Source organism: uncultured Shewanella sp., from assembly GCF_947491715.1.
GTDB lineage: Bacteria > Pseudomonadota > Gammaproteobacteria > Enterobacterales > Shewanellaceae > Shewanella.
Map to the genome: position 1 here is coordinate 1 of NZ_CANLKR010000024.1, position 19,596 is coordinate 19,596.

Sequence of the window (19,596 nt, forward strand, 5' to 3'; positions counted from 1 at the left end):
AACGAAGTACATGAAAAAGCCAGTCGGGGGTTCCAACTGGCTTAATAAAAACCGTCAACCTATTTTAGGACTAGACAATCAATTCATTATCGTTCCCAATAGCTCTCTTCTAAACTGTCTTCTTTTTCCGGTAAACCACGAGACAGGCGCGGGCTGTGCTGCGCAAGCACTTCATAAGCCACACGGTTTGCATATTTACAAATTTGAGAAAATGAGGAGTAACATAAACCATCACGAGTATGCTTACTAGAGCCGGGGACAATTTGACGATGGAAAGTATTGGATGATAAGTCGTGTAATAATGCCGCTAATGCACCGTCCCCCGCACCATTAGTATTGCGAATTTTTTCAGGTCCGCCCATATAAGGAGAAATATGCGCGTACACTTTCATTGGCGTTTCACACGCTTGCTTTAATTTTGGTCTTGAAAACTCATAACGATTAAATTCAGGAATGGCACCAGGCAATAAAGTATGACTCGTTTCACGCTTTTCTGACTCTTCAGTATATCCCGCGGTATAAAGCCCTAATGGGCCCGCTGTCGTCAGCACCATGTCACACCAATCTAATGCCTCTTCACTGGCTAATAATGGATCTTTAAACCCCGTTAGCGCTTCCCCTTCATCTTCATTCATGGCTAAAATCGTCACATGCTCAGCGATAAAATTCTGCCACCATTTTGGATCTTCTTCAATCAAAAATCGGGTTCCCAGCGTCAATACAACCGGCACATCAGCCGCCTTGGCATACTCAATCGCTGTCATCGCTGCCTGCGTGATCTGATCGTCACCACTCGCCCGCATCAAGTAAGCCGTCAAAATCAGTGCTGAACTCCCTTGCACAATTTGCTTATCAATATACTCAGGCGTGAGCTTATCCATTGCGCCTTTACTAATGGCAAATGTCCGCTCCCCACATTCAGAGATCAACGTAAAGCAACGCCCTATAGGACCATCAACGGGTTGTAAAAAATTTAAATCAACTTTCGATGAAGTGTTGCACAAATAACGATAAGCGTAGCTACCAATTTCAATGTTTTGACTCATCACTCCAAATAAGACAGAACGATCATCGGCTAGTATGGAATAATTGTGTACCGTATTGCCAATAGTACCACCGGCAAATTCATCACTGATCAAAGCCTGCTGTTTTAACTCCGAATATAATGCATGCGCCATCTCATCATTAATGAGTGTGGAGTTTCCCTTAGGTAATTCATAACGGCTTAATAACTCATCATCGACTTTCGCTTCAATATCAACCAAGGTTTGGTCAATTCCTGCAATATAAGTAGAAAAAGGTCTTGGCTGCTGAATAAGCTGAGCCAATAGAGGATCACGATTATTAACAGGAAAATAATGCTTAGACTTACGTTTACCAGGAAACTTCATATAGCGCTCTCTTTATCCAGCTTCCTTGCTAAATATCATTATAAAAATGGCTTAAAACAAATAAGTGTATGACCCATACACTTATTTTACCGTTTAATTGTACAAAAAATCACTCGTCATTCATCAAGTATAAAGACTGACATTGAGCTTGCTGCAATTTAAGCATAATAACAAGAAAATGACTCAGCTAACATGCAGATATAAAAAATCAGGCTCACAAAAAAGTGAGCCTGATCAGAAAATAGCAAAATAAGGTGAAACACCTTGTCAAAAGCTAGCTCAATGCTGCCACAATTTGTTCACTCACTTGAGCGACTGATTGGCTGCCATCGAACTTATTATAAGTGACATCACTGTTTGAAGCGACTTGCATGTAATACTCAACAAGGGGCTTAGTCTGCTCGTGATATATACCTAAACGTTTACGAACCGTGGCTTCTTCATCATCAGGACGAATAGACAGCGCTTCTCCTGTCACATCATCGATACCTTCGACTTTGGGTGGATTAAACACAATATGATAAACACGACCAGAGCCTGAATGGACACGACGGCCTGCCATACGCGCAACAATATCTTCATCCGGTACATCAATTTCAATCACATGATCGAGTGCAATACCGCTTTCTGCCATCGCATCAGCCTGAGGGATCGTGCGAGGAAATCCGTCTAATAGAAAACCTTTTTGGCAATCATCCTGGGCGATACGCTCCTTAACGAGGCCAATAATCAATTCATCAGACACTAATTGGCCTGCATCCATGACTTTTTTAGCTTCTAAACCTAATTGAGTCCCCGCCTTTATCGCTGCGCGTAACATATCACCCGTAGAGATCTGTGGAATACCGTACTTTTCCATGATAAATTGGGCTTGAGTCCCTTTACCAGCTCCTGGGGCACCTAACAGCATAATACGCATCTAAACTCTTCCTCTGTATTGCAACATTGTGATTATGGCGCGATCTTCGCATAATTAACGACAATTTTGAAGCGCTTTATTTGAATATACACATTCATCAATACCGATAAAACCCGCATCAATAAAGCAAAGTATACAATTTACGTCGATATTGATTGGCCAACGCATGGCCCTGACCTAAGGCCGTTAATATTTCAAGAAAAACCTGTTTGATTTCCCCTTCACCCGCTGCCACATCTTTTTTAAGGGGAACGAAAATAAGCTCAAGCGCTTCTTCGTTACGATTCGCTTGATGCAAGGCTTTGGCTAAATTAATCAGCGCTTGGCTATCGTCTGGATGCTTTTCAAATTCACTTTGTAATAAACGAATTTCAGGCGTATCGGCCGCTTCAAGCGCCAGTGCCAATTTGGCTTTCAAGCTTTGATAATAACCATCTTGATCGGCAAGCCCCACAGAATTCAATAAACTTTCAGCCTCAACAAGGCCACCCGCCATCAATTGAGCATCACAAAAAACCAGCGCCACCTCAGCACTTTGGTTTTCATCAAACGCCTGCTTTAATAAAGATAAGGCTGCTTGCCAATCTTGATTAGCCAGCAATATTTTTGCTTCATTTAACTGTAATTGCCACTGAGCGGGCAAATGCTTTTCCAGCAAAGGTAAAATGTCCGCCGCCTCTTTGACACCCGCAAAGCCATCAACTGGCTTGCCCTCATGCAGAATCAATGTGGTAGGTAAATTTTGAATTTGAAAGTAATTGGCGATTTCCATTTCAACATCACAATTCACACGCGCTAAAATAAAGCGCCCTGCTTGCTGCTGCGCAATTTGCGTTAACACTTGTCCAAAACTGACACTTTCAGGACTTTGCTCAGCCCAAAATGCCAATACCACAACTTGCTCCATTGAGGCATCAACAATCTCTTGTATGTTTTCTTTCGTCAATTCCAGAACAGTATCCATATTCTTCCTTTCACACTTGCATCATTTTCAATTGAACGCATAGCCATATCACCTGTATCCCTATGCCCCCATTATATCCCACTATCATGCAGGCATACATAAATAGAAAAAGAGGCAGAAAATCTGCCTCTTTTTTTATCGCTACTTAACGTTAGCCACTAACATTTCATTCATCAACTTAATGAATGAAGATGGATCAGCTAGGCTGCCTTTTTCTGACAACAATGCTTGCTGTAATAACAACTCAGACCATTGAGCAAAGACATCTTCGGCTTGCTCATCATTAAGACGAACAACCAATGGATGCTCTGGATTCAGCTCAAAAATAGGCTTGGACTCAGGCACAGCTTGTCCTGCAGCTTGCATCATCTTCATCATTTGCGTTGACATATCACCTTCACCGGCAACCACACAAGCTGGCGTATCCGTTAAGCGTGTTGTCACTTTCACATCAGAGACTTTATCGCCTAATGCGGTTTTTACACGCTCAATTAACGGCGCAGATTCAGACTCAAGCTTCTCTTGGGCTTCTTTTTCACTGTCATCTTCCAATGAACCTAACTCTAAATCACCACGAGTAACAGAGTGCAGCTTCTTACCGTCAAACTCCGTTAAATGGCTCACCAACCACTCATCAATACGCTCAGACATTAATAATACTTCAATGCCTTTCTTACGTAATAATTCTAAGTGAGGACTGTTGGCTGCCGCCTCATGGCTGTCAGCCACAATATAATAAATCTTATCCTGACCTTCTTGCATACGGCCAACATAATCTGTCAATGAAACGGTTTCAGCCGCTCCTTCGCCTTGTGTCGAAGCAAAACGCAATAAAGCTGCAACACGCTCTTTATTGGCAAAGTCTTCAGCTGGGCCTTCTTTTAGCACTTGGCCAAATTCACTCCAGAAGCTTTGGTATTTCTCTGCATCATTTTTAGCAAGCTTTTCAAGCATGCCTAATACACGCTTGGTCACAGCAGTCCGCAGCGCAGTTGTCACTTTGTTATCTTGTAAAATCTCACGAGATACGTTTAACGGTAAATCATTTGAGTCGATTAACCCTTGTACGAAACGCAAGTAACTCGGCATAAATTGCTCAGCATCATCCATCACGAATACGCGTTGAACAAATAATTTGAGTCCATGCTTACGATCGCGGTTCCACATATCAAATGGCGCTTTTGCAGGTAAATACAATAAGCTAGTGTACTCTTGTTTACCTTCAACACGGTTATGACTCCACTTTAACGGATCGCTAAAGTCGTGAGAAATATGTTTATAAAACTCTTGATACTCTTCATCAGAAATATCGCTCTTATTACGAGTCCAAAGCGCTGTCGCTTTGTTCATCGGCTCCCAAGCACCTTCTGTTGCTGGGATTTTCTCACCGGCTTCACCGTCTGGCCCTTCTGGACCTTCTTGCTCAGGTGTGCCTTCTTTATACATTTCAACAGGCACTGAAATATGATCAGAATACTTAGTGATAATGGAGCGCAAACGATAATCATCAGCGAATTCTTTTTCTTCTTCGCGTAAATGCAATACGATTTCAGTACCACGGTTTGCTTTTTCAATATTCTCAACGGTGAAATCACCTTCACCTGTTGATTCCCAACACACCCCTTCACTGGCGCTATGACCAGCAGCACGAGTCCTTACTGTCACTTTATCTGCCACAATAAAAGAGGAGTAGAAACCCACACCAAACTGACCAATCAGCTGGGAATCTTTTGACTCATCACCTGATAGGTTTTTAAAGAAATCAGCCGTACCCGATTTAGCAATGGTGCCTAAATGCTCAATCACACCATCACGGGTCATCCCAATACCATTATCTTCGATGGTGACTGTACCCGCTTCTTTGTCTGCACTAATACGCACACGCAACTCACCGTCACCTTCATAAAGATCATCTTGAGTTAACGCTTCATAACGTAATTTATCTGCAGCATCGGCGGCATTTGATACCAATTCACGCAAGAAAATTTCTTTATTTGAATATAAAGAATGGATCATCAAATGGAGTAATTGTTTGACTTCAGTTTGAAAGCCATGAGTTTCTTGTTGAGACATGAAATGCTCCCTGGTTAATCGCTAAAACGAATATAAAGTAAGTAATGGTTTAAAGATGGGGCTTGAAAAAAACATTTCAAGGGTAAAAATACAATAGAAAGTTAAATGAACAAAAAAAATCCAGTCAATGCAGCACATTACTGGACTTTTTCATGTTATTTAATTTAAATTCATCAAGGAAAATAAGCGCTTTTAAATATAAAAACTCAATTACGCCTATTTAATGAATGTGTAATGAACAAAGGTTAAACCCATTACAAAGGTAAACGGCCATTAAAGGATAAAGCGAGCGTCGTACTGTCTACATATTCTAGCTCACCACCAACAGGCACACCATGAGCGATACGGCTCACTGACACCTGATAATGCTTAGCGATATCGGCAATATAATGCGCTGTCGCATCCCCTTCAACGGTTGGGTTAGTCGCTAAGATTAACTCTGATATATCCCCGCCAGCTAACTGCTTTTCAAGCAAACTTAATCCCAATTCATCAGGCCCAATACCATCAAGTGGCGATAAGTGTCCTAATAAAACGAAATACCGACCACTGAAATGGCCTCCCGCCTCAATAGCGAGCACATCCGCTGGTGTTTCCACCACACAAATAACACTGGTATTTCCCCGTTTATGACTCACACAAATAGGACACAATGCATCTTCAGTGAAAGTTCGGCAAGATTGACAATGCCCAACATCCAACATCGCTTGGGCAAGGGTATTGGCTAACAAAGTTCCCTCGCTTCTATCACGCTCTAATAACTGAAACGCCATACGCTGAGCAGATTTTGGACCAATGCCAGGTAAGCAACGCAGTGATTGGATCAACTCATCGACCAATGGGCTAAATTTCATCAGTGATTAAAATGGCATTTTCATTCCCGGCGGCAACTGCATGCCTCCGGTCACTGCAGCCATTTTTTCTTTTTGATTCTCATCGACACGGCGAGCCGCATCATTACATGCTGCAGCAATTAAATCTTCTAGCATCTCTTTATCATCTTCTAATAAGCTAGGGTCAATATCCACTTTACGCACGTTATGTGAGCCAGTCATAGTCACTTTAACAAGGCCTGCACCGGCTTCGCCTGTTACTTCCATTTGCGCAATTTCTTCTTGCACTTTGGCCATTTTATCTTGCATCATTTGGGCTTGTTTCATCAAGTTGCCCATACCGCCTTTTCCTAACATACGTATTTTCTCTTCAATTAAAGGTTGCAAGCAACCGGATAAAGTGGATTAATTTTACTGAAATGAGCCCGATTAGCAATAAGACATTCTCTTAGGCAACAATTAATTTATCAAAGCCTTCTATGGTAAGTAATGCAATGTCATTGCTCTTTTCGGTTAATAATGGTGGTGCATAAGCTAACGTGTCATGCTGAATTTGCCCTTGCATATTGTGCATTAACCATTGAATATTTTCATCTTGCTCCAGCGTTTGTGCGGCATCATTAAGCAACTCTTGGTGAAAGCGCTTTCGCACTTCCAGCGGCGTTTCACGGCTAGGGTCTAAACCAACCTCCACCGATAATTGCACCATTTTATCAACGCTTTGACTAATGGCCGTTTCTAACTGGTCAATCGCAATGTCGGCACACAAATGCTTCTGATCCGGTTTCAACTTTAAATGGATCATTTGACCAAATTGAAGACACACTGAATTGACCGCCAATTGCCGAACGCGTCCACCCACCTCTAATGATGCCATAAATTTATACCATAATAGATCCCGATGATCGCCGCTCAAAGGTATCTGTAACGGCTTTGACGCCGGTGTCGAAGTTGGTAATTCGTCCTCAACAGCAGGCGATGAGTCCAGTTTATCAAGACCTTCTTGTCTGTGAGCTTGTTGCGATGGTATCGCTTGTTCAGCTGGATCTATCTCTTGATGTAATAATTCAGGTGAACTAATGGCATCAGCGGGGGCAGATTCCCACGGCGGTCTGTCTTCCTCAAGACGCTGAGTAACCACTTCACTGTTTTGTTTAGCCATTGTGACATCGACTAGATCATCATATGGAGTCACCCTTTCCTGAACGGGGTTTGTCAATCTGTGATTGACTATTGATGGCTTTTTTCCAGTTTCATTGCCATCCTTGTCTTCATCGACAGGGGCGAGTAAAGAATCCCTTGCAGCCAGTACGGCATCTAAAATATCATCTTCTATCACAGGCTTTGATACAGGCTCATCCCCCACACTCAGACTTTGGCCAGCATCAATGCTAGCCAAAGGTGGTATCTTCTGAGGCGTATCTTCAGACATCATGGCTTCTTGAGCCTGGATGATACCTGTCATTTCGGCTTCTAATTCACCGGTGCCATCACTGCTCTCTGGCACCGAGAACACCCCATCATCGAGCATAGACCCAATCGCACTCGGCTCGACATTCACACCTTGAGCTTGCACTATCGCCGCATTATTCATGGCTTCATCGGCAATAGATTCAACAGTAACAGGCTCGACATTCACACCTTGAGCTTGCACTATCGCCGCATTATTCACGGTTTCATCGGCAATAGATTCAACAGCAACAGTCTCAACATTCACACCTTGAGCTTGCACTATCGCCGCATTATTCATGGCTTCATCGGCAATAGATTCAACAGTAACAGGCTCGACATTCACACCTTGAGCTTGCACTATCGCTGCATTATTCATGGCTTCATCAAGCATAGATCCAATCGCACTTGGCTCGACATTCACACCTTGAGCTTGCTCTATCACTGCATTACCCATGACTTCAACAGCAATAGATTCAACAGCCACAGGTTCGACATTCACCCCTTGAGCATTTGCTTGACTCATAATTAATGCCATTTCGGCATGCAGCTCTGCGGGCATATGATCTGAAGAGGCCGACTCTTCATCACTTTCAGGCCTATCCTGCTGAACACTCAAAGCATTCGCATGCCTCAAATTGGATGCATTAGATGAGGTTGCCTGAGTACTGTCAGGCTTCACTCTATCGGCAACAGACGGCCCTTTGTCATCAGACGGTGTATTATCATTTTTCCAACGTGTGATCGGCGTTTCCGGCACAAATGTTACCGCACGCAGCAATGCCATCTCTAGCCCTGACTTAGGATCCGGTGCATGAATAAGATCTTTACGTCCAGTCAACAAAATTTGATAGTAAAGCTGCACTTGCTCCGCATTGAGTTCATGTGAGAAAGTTAAAATCTGCTCGCTGTTAAGCGATAATTGAGCGGCAGCGGGAGCAAACTGAGTTAATGTAATTTGATGCAATAGCTCAAGTAAACTTCTTAATACTTCATCCGCATCCGCTCCAAAAGATAATACCTCATGAACCACTTGCATTAACTGACCGATATCACCACTCATCAATGCCTTCAGTAAATGAATAACATGATGTTCATCAATACTGCCTAACATGGTTTGCACTTGTGAGAGCATCACTTGCCCAGCACCAAAAGCAATGGCTTGATCCGTTAAACTCAACGCATCTCGCATACTGCCATTAGCAGATTTAGCAATCAATGTTAAGGCTTGCTCTTCAAAATGGATTGTTTCTTGTGACAAAACATGCGTCAATTGCGTCACAATGTCTTCATGAGCAATACTTTTCAAATTAAACTGTAAACAACGAGATAAAACGGTGATTGGTAACTTTTGAGGATCGGTTGTTGCCAGTAGAAATTTGACATGTTCAGGCGGCTCTTCCAGTGTTTTTAATAGTGCATTAAAACTGCTGCGAGACAACATATGGACTTCATCAATAAGATACACTTTATATCGACCACGACTCGGTCTGTATTGCACATTATCCAACAACTCACGCGTATCATCGACTTTCGTTCTTGAAGCGGCATCCACTTCAATTAAATCCACAAATCGACCTTGAGCAATCTCAACACAACTGGCGCACAGCCCACAAGGCTGGGCACTCACACCTTGCTCGCAATTCAAGCCCTTGGCAAATAAGCGAGCTAAACTGGTTTTACCGACACCACGCGTACCTGAAAACAAATAAGCATGATGCAACCTTTGCTGAGTTAATGCATTCGTTAGCGCATGCAAAACATGAGACTGACCAACGACTTGCTCAAATTTGGCAGGGCGCCACTTGCGGGCTAACACCTGATATGACATGAAACTTCCTACTATCTAACCAAGATTAGGAGTTGACTCCTCTTAATGAGCCACACAATAACATGCAAGCCATAGAGTTGCTATCACTTCAAGAGGTAGAACAATGTTTGATTGAGCAGAAAAATGGAGGAAAGAATCAATGAAAGGGGAGCATGTATACCCAAGACACTAAAGTGGTCTTGGGTATAAAGTAAATAAATTTAATTAATTATTCACCTTCAAAATCACACAACTTAACCAATTCTAACCCCATGGCTTCAAGGCGCTTCTCGCCACCCAAATCAGGAAGAGAAATCACGAAAGCCGCATGATTAACTTGACCGCCTAAGCGGCGGATCAGTTTCACTGTCGCTTCAATCGTACCGCCTGTTGCCAATAAATCGTCAATCACTAACACTTTATCATCAGCATTAATAGCATCAGTATGGATTTCAAGGACATCTTGACCATATTCTAATTCATAGCTTTCAGAAATAGTCTCTCGAGGTAACTTGCCAGGCTTACGTACGGGCACAAATCCTATTCCTAATGCTAAAGCCAAAGGAGCACCAAATAGAAAACCTCGCGCTTCGGTACCAATCACTTTCGTAAAACCTTGATCTTGATATAACTCGACTAAATGCGCCATTGTCGCTTGATAAGCTACGGGATCTTCCAATAAACTGGTTACATCTCGAAAAAGAATGCCTGGTTTCGGATAGTCTGGAATGGTTTTAATGCTGTTTTTTATAACCGTTAAACGTTCAGTATTCATGGATCTATTTCTTTTCTTAACTAAGGTTAATGCATTCAAAAGCGAGCCGATTATCAACCGACTCCACTGTAAATGTCATTAAAGTGTAAAATCAGAGGGAAGCTTAAGCCCCTTTGCAGCCCGTTGCAACCAAGCAAGCGAAAAAAGCCAATAATAAATCGGTCTCATTTAAGTTTCATCTTCTATTTCTGGCACACTTTTTAAATAACAAAACAAACAAATCGCCGTAAAAAAGAGAAAAATTTTCACCCATAGAATCGGTGCAAAGAAAATACTCACACTAAAACTTAACAAACTCACTAAGTAAGCTTTTCTCTTTAATCCCTTGCGGATAGCCTTATTTTCTTGCCAATTCAATAATGCATCAGAAAACCAAGGATGCGTCATCAGCCAGTGGTGTAAACGTTGACTGGAACGAGCGAAACAATACGCAGCCAATAGAATAAAGGGAACAGTAGGCAGTAAAGGTAAAACAATGCCAATCATGCCGAGAAATAAGCTAAGCAGACCTGCAACTAAAAAAAATCCACGCGTCACGCCCATATTACCTCCCAATGACCTAAACACTTCCTGCCTATTCAACAATAACAGACAATATGGAATTAATCTTGAACAACAGGCAATAAAAAGCCACTCTATACCCGTGATACTTCAAACTGCAGGATTCAGCTGGAATTAAAAGGCTTTTAGACAAGGTCATTAATTGCTCCTGCATAAATGACATTTCCATCGTCCTTGATGGTCAACTTGAATATCGTGCCTAGTCATTCTAAGCCGATATTTAATAACACAATATAAAAGGCCTTGCTTTTACATATAAAGAGGCCAGCCCTTTGGGAGTGTGTAAAAGCACCGACTTCTACGTTGTATCATCTTAAAAGGCAATAAGCATTTCGGCAATGATACGCCTTGAATTAGGCACTTTTACGCACTCTGAAAACATGCATATTGAACTATCACGGGTATAATTGAGTGGCTGTAACTCGATCGCTGATTAAACACGAAATGCTTACAATAATCCGCTCATTTTTAACCAAGATAAGCTCGCTGGCAGTGTTGGAATAAGCAACACTAAAATAAACCCAATAAAATGAAAGAAGTTAAAGGGATCTTTAAAAGACTTTTCCATGACATCCTCTATATTAATACTGCCTGAATATTGATCCAGATCAATTTTTTTGCGTATTATAAAGGCTAGTTAACCAGATAGAAAGAGACTTATACTTTATACTCACAAATGATCCCTTTACCGCTTAATTCTACTAACAAATCTAAACAACCTTGCTGTAAATGACTAGGTTCCATTGCTGTAAAGGTTTGCAGTAACCAAGTATTGATTTCTGCTAAGGTTAAGCTTTCAAATTGCGATAAATATCCTAATACTTGCGCCGTTAATGGCGATAGTGCCAAGAAGTTAACATCATAGGCTTTATCACGATAGACACAAAATAACTGTGGCACTTTCGCAGGCTCTTTGGGCTGGTGATCCACGCTAATATGTTGAACGTCATAAGCATACTGTGCCACTTGAGCCGATGAAGACAAACACAAAGGTTTTGAAGCAACCTCCGTCTTTTCAATGAAGCCATGTAAGGGATTGTCAAGAGCTATCGACACTACCAATTCAAGCCATTCATAATGTGCAAGCTCCAACATAAAAGGCGGATCTTGTTCAAGCATTACATATTCATGCTGCAAAAAAACAAGAAACTCCTCAGCGATATCAGAAAAAAAAGGCGATTGACAATCATGTTGTTTAAAAAAGGTTTGAACTAAAGCCTGCCATTGTAACGAGGAATAAAGACTCTTTAAAACGGGAAAAGCACTGGAGACAAAACCCGAGATATTATTAAAAAATAAATCTCGATACACATCCATTCGCTCTAAGTCCATTCCATCTGGCAAGGGACTTGCGGGATCACGAATATAATCCATAAAGGTGTTTTGTATTGAAATAAAAGACACTAAGCACTCCTTGAAAAAGTCGATGTGGATGAATGCATTTCTCTCTTTTGATGCTGCTTAATTTGCCTTATTTCAATGAGTAACTCTTCCGTTTTTGGAATATTAAAATCCCGTTCAAGTAACGTCGGATAAACACCATGGCGCTGATAGCACTCACTTAATAATCGCCACACTGGATCGCACACATCCGCTCCATGACTATCAATAATCAGATCGGCCGTTTGCTGAAAATGTCCTGCAATATGCATATAATGAATACGCTCTTGAGGAATCGCATTTAAAAATGCCAACGGGTCATAATTATGATTAACGGAATTAACATAAATATTGTTCACATCCAACAACAGCTGACAATCAGTTTCCGCTAATACAGCTTTGATAAACTCAAGCTCCGTCATTTGCGCGCCAGGGGCAGCATAAAAAGACACATTTTCAAGGATCAATGGCCGCTCAATGATATCTTGTACTTGCTTAACGCGATTGGCCACATGAAAAACGGCTTCTTGAGTAAAAGGGATCGGCATTAAATCATATAGATGGCCAAGCCCTGAGCAATAGCTTAAGTGTTCAGAATAAACTTGGATCTGATGCAAATCCAAAAAGGCCTTTATTTCTTTTATAAAACCAATATCTAATTTTTCTGGACCACCAATAGATAAAGACAAACCATGGGTATAAAATTCATATTGTTCAGTTAACGCTCTAAATGATTTCTGAAACTGCCCACCTAATTTCATCCAATTTTCAGGCGCAACTTCAAAAAAATCGATATCAACAGGAACATGATCCTCCATTTCTTTAAGCATTTCCCGCCTAAGACCCAGTCCAACTTTAGGCTCTGTAAGCATAATCATTCCCTCTTAACTTAAAACAAACAAGATCAGTCGAAACTGATCTTGTTACAGGAAGCAAATGTAAGTGTTAAGTTACATACTGCCGCCACATTTCCCTTCACCAGATTTATGCGCAGCGCCGCAAGACCCTTCTTTGCTCTTACTTTCTCCGCATTTACCTTCACCACACTTGCCTTCTGTGCTGCTGGCTTTACTCTTACTTTCTCCACATTTTCCTTCACCACACTTGCCTTCTGTGCTGCTGGCTTTATTCTTACTTTCTCCACATTTGCCTTCACCACACTTGCCTTCAGAGCTCTTAGCCTTACTCGCATGATCGCCGCACTTGCCTTCACCACATTTACCTTCCGCTCCTTTTTTAGCATCTGGAGCAGGCATAGGGGCACCTTGTGCTTCCGCTTCGGCTTGATCTTGAGCTTCTGCCTTAATGCTTCCCTCACCTTCATCGGCAGCAATTTGATAACCCACTCGCATTTCATTAAAACTAAAGGTATCTGCCGTTGCTGAGGAGACAAGCGCTCCACCAACTACTACTGAACCGACAGCAAGCGTCACAGCCGTTTTTTTTGCTAATTTCATAATCCTTTCCTTTTATCGCAATGTTGAGTAACTATAGAGTCAAATAATGTCGACTTAGGTTAATAGACCTAAATAGTCACAATAAAATTTCAACCTTTTTACTAGTATTTCACTTATTACTGATAAAGCAAGGCAACTTTCCCTTTTTGACTGAAACCAATAGCCCTATCGTTTGTGCTTTGAAAAAAGCCCAAACAGACTTAGGTATTGAACTGAAGTTAAGGTAGAATGCCGCGATTTTCTCAGTATATGCGGATTAATAGTGAATGCAGTAACCAGTACGCCACGAGTAATATTAGCCCCTATGGAAGGGGTTGTTGATGATTTAATGCGTGAAATATTATCAGCTATTAACCCTTATGACTTAATGGTCACAGAGTTCATTCGTGTTGTTAATCAAAAACTTCCCAATCGCGTCTTTTATCGTTTATGCCCAGAACTCTTCAACGAAGGAAAGACCCTCTCAGGCACCCCTGTAAGAGTACAATTATTAGGCCAACATCCACAATGGATGGCAGAAAATGCCATAAAGGCGATTGAACTGGGCTCACATGGCATTGATGTCAATTTTGGTTGCCCAGCCAAAATCGTCAACCGAAACAAAGGCGGAGCCGTATTATTGCAATACCCCGAACAACTCTACCAAATCATCAAAGCAATCAGGCAAGCCGTTCCTCAAACACATGCTGTGACAGCAAAAATACGTTTGGGCTTTGAAGATAAAACCCTTTTTTTAGAAAATGCTCAGGCTATTTACGAAGCGGGAGCAACAGAGATTGCGGTACATGCCAGAAGTAAGGTCGATGGTTATAAACCACCCGCCTATTGGGAATACATTACGCAGATTAAACAAGCGCTACCCATTCCAGTCATTGCTAACGGCGAAATATGGAACCGAAGCGATGCATTAAAATGTATGCAACTAACCCATTGCAACGATATTATGGTCGGTCGTGGGGCGATTGCTTTGCCTAACCTCGCCGCTTGCATTAAATCAGACAACCAGCCTTATAAATGGAAGCAAACTTTAGCGCTCATGTTAGACTATACACAAAAAGAGCTAGCAGGCAGAAAAAGCGACTACTATCCTAGTCGGATTAAACAGTGGTTTACCTATCTAAATCGCCAATACCCAGAAGCGAATCAACTTTTTCGCCAGCTCAGAGTCCATAAAACCACCCATGACATTGTGGCTGCCCTAGAAGCCGCCCACCAGCAATAAATCATAGACTGACGATAAAAAACATGACTGAGAATTGATCTCTGTCATGTTTTCATTAGTGTGAAGTCCGTAAACTCATTAAAAATGCGAACTCACTGACAACAAACAATGATGACAAATAATATTGTGGATAGGTTATCCAACATCGAAATAGACCTGAAAACCCAAGCTCAACGCTTTCTCCCTCATAATATGGCCCACCTCAATTTGCAAACCCATACAATGTGTCAATTAATTCAATTAATGGCTGAAACACTGGGTAAAAACCACCCTCTATATTTACAACTCATCCAGCTGGATGCGGCTTGGTGTCAATTAGAGATGGGCTTATATGGTCTATGCTCAGATTGCGAAGCACAAATCGATTATACACTGCTTAAACAATTCCCATTAAGGCAACGATGCTGTTCATGCCAAGAAAAATACCGCCATCTAACCCATAAATGTACACTCAACCATTGTTGAACATATCGAATACTCGGTAACCAACAAATACCCATCAATGAAGGCCGCACATGACAAGCAATTATTGCTTTTGATAACGACGAATAACAAACACAATTCCCACAAAAATCAATCCGGTTACAACAAACCAACTCACAACAGCATAGTGATGATAAAAAGAAAATATTGCCTCTCGTTGACGATAAAGATAAGCAGGCGCAATACCAAAACACAGAACCCAGAGTATCACAGCAAAAGTATTACCTATTAAGAACTCCCTAAAAGGCATTTTTGCGATCCCGCAAGCAAGCGGCATGAGCTGTTTTAATCCTTCAATAAATCGGCTCATTAGCAATCCCCAAACACCATAACGTTCAATAAACGAATGGCATTTATCAATGGTTTTTTTTGACAACCAGTTTTTTCTTATCAAGATATGCTCACATTGAACTCCAATCCAATAGCCGCAAGTATTCCCTAAAAAAGCACTGCTACCTGCCACAACAACAATAAGTGGTAAGGACATTTCCCCTAAAGATGCCAAAATACTGGCCACAACTAATAGAGATTGGCCTGGAGCTGGGATCCCGATCCCCTCAGCTGCAATAGCTAACGCCAATAGAAAATAACCATATTGATGCAATAAAGGGGTTAAATCAGTAAGTAAATGTTCTATGGATAACATAAAAGATCAAAAAATAAGAATATAATACTGTCTATCATAACCTAATCCTTATTTTAATCGTCCTATATGGATAATTTTTTATAAAAATAACCTGTTTCATGTCACTTTAAGTTTAAAATAATTACCAGAATACCACTAAAGTAAAAATAAACAGCAACCCTGTTAATAAAGGCCAATACAATAATTTAGGTAAAGCATTATCGGCATATTGAACAAAGCCAATATTCATTCCCCAACTGAATAAAATCGAATTAACAGACACAATCAAAACCATGGTATAGGCAATAATAAAGAAATATTCCATATAAATAAGCTCATTAGCACCAATGTGAGAACGTAATTCAACATGAGCCAACAAGGCAACAAAAAACAAAGCAGAACAAGATGCCAGCACTTCAAGCGCATTAAATCCAATTAATCCAATACGGCTCTCATCTCTTGAATTTGTGAGCAAAACAGCATACAACATTAGCAGTACGATAACGACTGGGAACAAATAAGACACAAAAGGATCGATAACATTGCGACCAATTTGAATATTATAATGTAATTCAGGAACATACATTTTATTGACTTTACTGTCGATCCCTAATGTAGAGTTGTAATCATTAAATCGAATATCAAAAAAAGCTCTTTTGACTTGCCAACCTGAAATAGAAAAACTGTTTTCTAACCCCGGTTTACTACTGGTATTTAAATTATCGTAAGCCATAGCATCAGGGATCAATATGACATGTTTACGATAATCTTTAGGCCAAAGCCTCAACCAAATAGTTTGTCTATCAAAAGGGTAAGTTTTATAAACAAAATGACCTGATATTTTAACCCGAAAACTCCAACCTATTGTTTCATAATCCCCCTCTTTGTGATCATATATCTGTTGTATTTTACTCTCTATTGAATCAGGAAATGACAACCCTTTACCAATTTCATAATGATTGGACAGCAAATAACGCTGCCATAAATAGCCTGAAATGATCAAATTATTATCATCATCTATTTTTGCCGATTGCACAGTGATCCCTGTAGGAATAAAAATAGGCGGTTCTTTGTGTTGCTGTAAACTACTCTTACTGTAATCACGCACGAAACTGCGTAAGTTCGCATCACTAGTGATCATTTGTGATTGCTTATTACTCGCTTCCAAAACCTCCTCTTGCGAAAGCCAAATATACAAAATCGCACTCACAAAACCAAAGGCAATAATAAATGCTGATCCCCATAATCCTAATTGCAATTTACGATTCAAGAATATATTAACGAATATGACCCAAACTAATAATGTTAAAATAGAAAATAACGTCAGCAAATAAGGGTTACCTTTGACCCAATTTTGCAATGTTGAAAGATGGATCTGTAACACATGATGAGAAAAAAAATTCTTTTCTATTATCACAGCGACTTTCCATTGAGTCTGCTCAATATTAAACACATGTAAATAGGAAGGTACGTGAGTGAGTTGATTTGCAATCACATTAAAATGACAACCTTTGTCTCGAAAAGGCTCATGACAGACTATAGGGCTTTTTTCTTTAAATATATCAGTAAAAGTTAGTCTTTCTTCTTTCACCGCATGAGGGAAGAGAGAATGGTAAATTTGATCATCATTTTGATCAAAGATAATGGCATAACCTTCATCTCCCAAATCAACAGTATTAATTTCATTGTAAAGACTTGATACATCGATATTAACAAAGGAATATCCAACAGACTGGCCTTTTTCCATAATAGGTAGAACATGTTTCATTACCCAATGAAAACTTTGCTCATCATACTGCAATGGCAACCAACCTTGTCCCATTTTTTTAGCGCAATCATACCAATTCCCATTGACACATTGATTAAGCGTTTTAGCAGTGTAATCATACAGTAAATCTATTCGAGTCATTTCATAATGGTGATCTTTTTGGATCATATACGGCGAGAATAAGCGTAACTTGTTATCAATACTGTAAGGCTCATAAGCCACACCAATACCACTAAACCCATCATATATCGCGCCTACATTTTCGATAATAGTAGTAATCGATTTTTCAGTATGACCTTTCTCGGATAACTGCTTTGACAGCTCTTTATTCACATACTCAACTTTATGAAAATGCTTTTCGATACTTTTCTTCACTTTAAGGCTATTGGCTAAAAGGTATTGACGAGTTTGTTCATCTTGAATGCTATTAACTTGCCAATTTGCAACAAAAAGAGACAAAGTAAATGCTGAGATCAATAGCGTGATGAATAACACTGATATCACTACGCGCCGCCGATGCATTCCATACATACGCCAATAAGCTAATATCGCGTTCAGCTTCATTATTCATCCTCAACTTGTTTAATAAACCCCTTCTTATACTGATATTGCAGCATCCACACTTTATCGCTGGCCTGATGATCGTTTCTTGAAAATGAAAGGGATGAACCGAAGTCAATCTGTGATACTGATAGCTCTTCAAGTGCATTTTTAATCCCTTCGGCATTAATGACGCCTTCAAATTGCAACAAAGCTTCAATGAGCAAATTCGCAGACAAGTAACCTTCAAAACTGATTTCATTGGCAACCCCATGAGGTAAGTATTCATGAAGATCATCAATAAACATTTGCTTTAACACTGAATGATGAGCAAGAAAAGGCACCACTTGAGTAATAAAAACACGATCGCTAGAAACAGCTAATTTATTTGATAACGCAGTAGCACCACTAAAAGACAAGTTATAAAAAAGCGTCCTAGGAAATAAATTATAACTGTGGTTAATAAATTTTGCTGAAGCGGCATAAGCGCCAACAATAATGATCGCTTTCGGGGGGTTAACCAAATCCAATAAAGACATAATGGCATCATCAACCTCTACCGTATTTCTTGGATACTTAGTGACTGGCAACTCGTCGATATATCGAAAACCATAATCCATTAACACTTGCTTAGCTGCTGTAAAACCTGCTTGACCATATGCATCATCCTGCAATAAAAAGGCTATTTCCCCAGGCTTAATACCATTTTTAAAAATATGTTTGATAATAGCCTGCAGCTCTTGTCCGTAACTTGCTCTGAAATTAAAAATATACTTATCAACAGGCTGATCACGTAATATCCCTGCTCCAGTATAAGGCGCATAAAACACGCGTTTATGTTGAATAATGAAAGGTGCGGTCAATTTTGCAGTGGGTGTTCCCACATTTCCCATAATAGCCAACACTTCATCTTGTTCAATGAGCCTTCTAACATTCATCAAAGCCGCATTGGGTTGATAACCATCATCTCGAATAATAAGCTTAATTTCTCTGCCATGCACTCCACCTAAACAGTTCACTTTATCAAAGTATACTTGAACACCATCGCGCATTGACTCACCCAAGTATTGCGCAGGACCGCTCAATGCTGTAGACATTCCTAACAATATTGGAGGCTTGTCATTCATTATCAACTGACATTCAGCAACGGATAGGCTTGAAAAAGCCCAAACTAATATTAGCCAGCGCACATGCTTTTCCATAAAAAATCACGCCTTACTCAATACGTCCTGTTAAATTAAGCCTAGTCCTCAAACATTGAAATACAAACCAAAAAGTTAAAGATTTTGGAATAAAAAAACCAACTACTCTATTATTATTTTTAAGTCAATCGCAAGAACGTCCTT

17 protein-coding genes are annotated in these 19,596 nt (G+C 40.4%); 2 read left to right on the forward strand and 15 right to left on the reverse strand.

Annotated features, from left to right (window positions below; genetic code table 11):
- Positions 1 to 86: 86 nt before the first annotated feature.
- From Q0779_RS15795 to Q0779_RS15850, 12 genes are all read right to left on the reverse strand, one after another.
- The gene (locus Q0779_RS15795) at positions 87 to 1,391 is read right to left on the reverse strand and encodes an inosine/guanosine kinase (RefSeq protein ID WP_298773968.1); all 1,305 of its coding nucleotides are present in this window, start codon (positions 1,389 to 1,391) and stop codon (positions 87 to 89) included.
- A 274-nt stretch (positions 1,392 to 1,665) separates the two neighbouring features.
- Entirely contained in the window at positions 1,666 to 2,310 is a 645-nt protein-coding gene (gene adk, locus Q0779_RS15800) for an adenylate kinase (protein ID WP_298773971.1), read from the reverse strand.
- Positions 2,311 to 2,428: 118 nt separating this feature from the next.
- Positions 2,429 to 3,274 (reverse strand): tetratricopeptide repeat protein, encoded by an 846-nt coding sequence (locus Q0779_RS15805; protein ID WP_298773973.1) that lies wholly within the window; start codon positions 3,272 to 3,274, stop codon positions 2,429 to 2,431.
- A 141-nt stretch (positions 3,275 to 3,415) separates the two neighbouring features.
- Positions 3,416 to 5,347 (reverse strand): molecular chaperone HtpG, encoded by a 1,932-nt coding sequence (gene htpG / locus Q0779_RS15810; RefSeq protein ID WP_298773975.1) that lies wholly within the window; start codon positions 5,345 to 5,347, stop codon positions 3,416 to 3,418.
- Positions 5,348 to 5,601: 254 nt separating this feature from the next.
- Complete coding sequence (gene recR, locus Q0779_RS15815; protein ID WP_298773977.1) at positions 5,602 to 6,201, reverse strand: recombination mediator RecR; 600 nt, start codon at positions 6,199 to 6,201, stop codon at positions 5,602 to 5,604.
- A gap of 6 nt (positions 6,202 to 6,207) precedes the next feature.
- A complete protein-coding gene (locus Q0779_RS15820) occupies positions 6,208 to 6,537 on the reverse strand; it encodes a YbaB/EbfC family nucleoid-associated protein (protein ID WP_298773979.1) in 330 nt (109 codons plus the stop codon).
- Positions 6,538 to 6,628: 91 nt separating this feature from the next.
- On the reverse strand, positions 6,629 to 9,460 hold the full coding sequence (dnaX, locus tag Q0779_RS15825) for a DNA polymerase III subunit gamma/tau (RefSeq protein WP_298773981.1): 2,832 nt from the start codon (positions 9,458 to 9,460) through the stop codon (positions 6,629 to 6,631).
- Between the two features lie 208 nt (positions 9,461 to 9,668).
- A complete protein-coding gene (gene apt / locus Q0779_RS15830; RefSeq protein ID WP_298773982.1) occupies positions 9,669 to 10,214 on the reverse strand; it encodes an adenine phosphoribosyltransferase in 546 nt (181 codons plus the stop codon).
- A gap of 168 nt (positions 10,215 to 10,382) precedes the next feature.
- Positions 10,383 to 10,757, reverse strand: a complete 375-nt coding sequence (locus Q0779_RS15835; RefSeq protein WP_298773983.1) for a YbaN family protein — start codon at positions 10,755 to 10,757, stop codon at positions 10,383 to 10,385.
- A 675-nt stretch (positions 10,758 to 11,432) separates the two neighbouring features.
- Positions 11,433 to 12,179 (reverse strand): putative DNA-binding domain-containing protein, encoded by a 747-nt coding sequence (locus Q0779_RS15840; RefSeq protein WP_298773984.1) that lies wholly within the window; start codon positions 12,177 to 12,179, stop codon positions 11,433 to 11,435.
- Positions 12,179 to 13,027: a DUF692 domain-containing protein gene (locus Q0779_RS15845; protein ID WP_298773986.1), complete on the reverse strand. Its 849-nt coding sequence runs from the start codon at positions 13,025 to 13,027 to the stop codon at positions 12,179 to 12,181. The genes Q0779_RS15840 and Q0779_RS15845 overlap by 1 nt, the downstream gene beginning before the upstream one ends.
- 78 nt (positions 13,028 to 13,105) lie before the next feature.
- The gene (locus Q0779_RS15850; RefSeq protein ID WP_298773988.1) at positions 13,106 to 13,612 is read right to left on the reverse strand and encodes a hypothetical protein; all 507 of its coding nucleotides are present in this window, start codon (positions 13,610 to 13,612) and stop codon (positions 13,106 to 13,108) included.
- Between the two features lie 304 nt (positions 13,613 to 13,916).
- Between Q0779_RS15850 and Q0779_RS15855 the strand changes: the two genes are divergently transcribed.
- Positions 13,917 to 14,834 carry a tRNA-dihydrouridine synthase gene (locus tag Q0779_RS15855; RefSeq protein WP_298774080.1) on the forward strand — a complete coding sequence of 306 codons (918 nt, stop codon included), beginning with the start codon at positions 13,917 to 13,919 and terminating at the stop codon, positions 14,832 to 14,834.
- A gap of 108 nt (positions 14,835 to 14,942) precedes the next feature.
- Entirely contained in the window at positions 14,943 to 15,299 is a 357-nt protein-coding gene (locus Q0779_RS15860) for a TraR/DksA C4-type zinc finger protein (RefSeq protein ID WP_298773989.1), read from the forward strand.
- Between the two features lie 61 nt (positions 15,300 to 15,360).
- On the opposite strand, the gene Q0779_RS15865 is transcribed toward Q0779_RS15860, so the two are convergent.
- The 3 genes from Q0779_RS15865 to Q0779_RS15875 form a co-directional block, all read right to left on the reverse strand.
- Positions 15,361 to 15,963, reverse strand: a complete 603-nt coding sequence (locus tag Q0779_RS15865) for a DedA family protein (protein ID WP_298773990.1) — start codon at positions 15,961 to 15,963, stop codon at positions 15,361 to 15,363.
- A 121-nt stretch (positions 15,964 to 16,084) separates the two neighbouring features.
- A complete protein-coding gene (locus Q0779_RS15870) occupies positions 16,085 to 18,274 on the reverse strand; it encodes a hypothetical protein (RefSeq protein ID WP_298773991.1) in 2,190 nt (729 codons plus the stop codon).
- Positions 18,274 to 19,452, reverse strand: a complete 1,179-nt coding sequence (locus Q0779_RS15875) for an ABC transporter substrate-binding protein (protein ID WP_298773992.1) — start codon at positions 19,450 to 19,452, stop codon at positions 18,274 to 18,276. Before Q0779_RS15875 ends, Q0779_RS15870 begins: the two co-directional genes overlap by 1 nt.
- Between the last annotated feature and the right edge of the window lie 144 nt (positions 19,453 to 19,596).

What these genes read in the sequence shown, in the direction of transcription:
- Q0779_RS15795 (WP_298773968.1), bottom strand. Translation starts at nt 1,391, where the DNA reads ATGAAGTTTCCTGGTAAACGTAAGTCTAAGCATTATTTTCCTGTTAAT.
- adk (WP_298773971.1), bottom strand. Translation starts at nt 2,310, where the DNA reads ATGCGTATTATGCTGTTAGGTGCCCCAGGAGCTGGTAAAGGGACTCAA.
- Q0779_RS15805 (WP_298773973.1), bottom strand. Translation starts at nt 3,274, where the DNA reads ATGGATACTGTTCTGGAATTGACGAAAGAAAACATACAAGAGATTGTT.
- htpG (WP_298773975.1), bottom strand. Translation starts at nt 5,347, where the DNA reads ATGTCTCAACAAGAAACTCATGGCTTTCAAACTGAAGTCAAACAATTA.
- recR (WP_298773977.1), bottom strand. Translation starts at nt 6,201, where the DNA reads ATGAAATTTAGCCCATTGGTCGATGAGTTGATCCAATCACTGCGTTGC.
- Q0779_RS15820 (WP_298773979.1), bottom strand. Translation starts at nt 6,537, where the DNA reads ATGTTAGGAAAAGGCGGTATGGGCAACTTGATGAAACAAGCCCAAATG.
- dnaX (WP_298773981.1), bottom strand. Translation starts at nt 9,460, where the DNA reads ATGTCATATCAGGTGTTAGCCCGCAAGTGGCGCCCTGCCAAATTTGAG.
- apt (WP_298773982.1), bottom strand. Translation starts at nt 10,214, where the DNA reads ATGAATACTGAACGTTTAACGGTTATAAAAAACAGCATTAAAACCATT.
- Q0779_RS15835 (WP_298773983.1), bottom strand. Translation starts at nt 10,757, where the DNA reads ATGGGCGTGACGCGTGGATTTTTTTTAGTTGCAGGTCTGCTTAGCTTA.
- Q0779_RS15845 (WP_298773986.1), bottom strand. Translation starts at nt 13,027, where the DNA reads ATGCTTACAGAGCCTAAAGTTGGACTGGGTCTTAGGCGGGAAATGCTT.
- Q0779_RS15850 (WP_298773988.1), bottom strand. Translation starts at nt 13,612, where the DNA reads ATGAAATTAGCAAAAAAAACGGCTGTGACGCTTGCTGTCGGTTCAGTA.
- Q0779_RS15855 (WP_298774080.1), top strand. Translation starts at nt 13,917, where the DNA reads ATGGAAGGGGTTGTTGATGATTTAATGCGTGAAATATTATCAGCTATT.
- Q0779_RS15860 (WP_298773989.1), top strand. Translation starts at nt 14,943, where the DNA reads ATGATGACAAATAATATTGTGGATAGGTTATCCAACATCGAAATAGAC.
- Q0779_RS15865 (WP_298773990.1), bottom strand. Translation starts at nt 15,963, where the DNA reads ATGTTATCCATAGAACATTTACTTACTGATTTAACCCCTTTATTGCAT.
- Q0779_RS15870 (WP_298773991.1), bottom strand. Translation starts at nt 18,274, where the DNA reads ATGAAGCTGAACGCGATATTAGCTTATTGGCGTATGTATGGAATGCAT.
- Q0779_RS15875 (WP_298773992.1), bottom strand. Translation starts at nt 19,452, where the DNA reads ATGGAAAAGCATGTGCGCTGGCTAATATTAGTTTGGGCTTTTTCAAGC.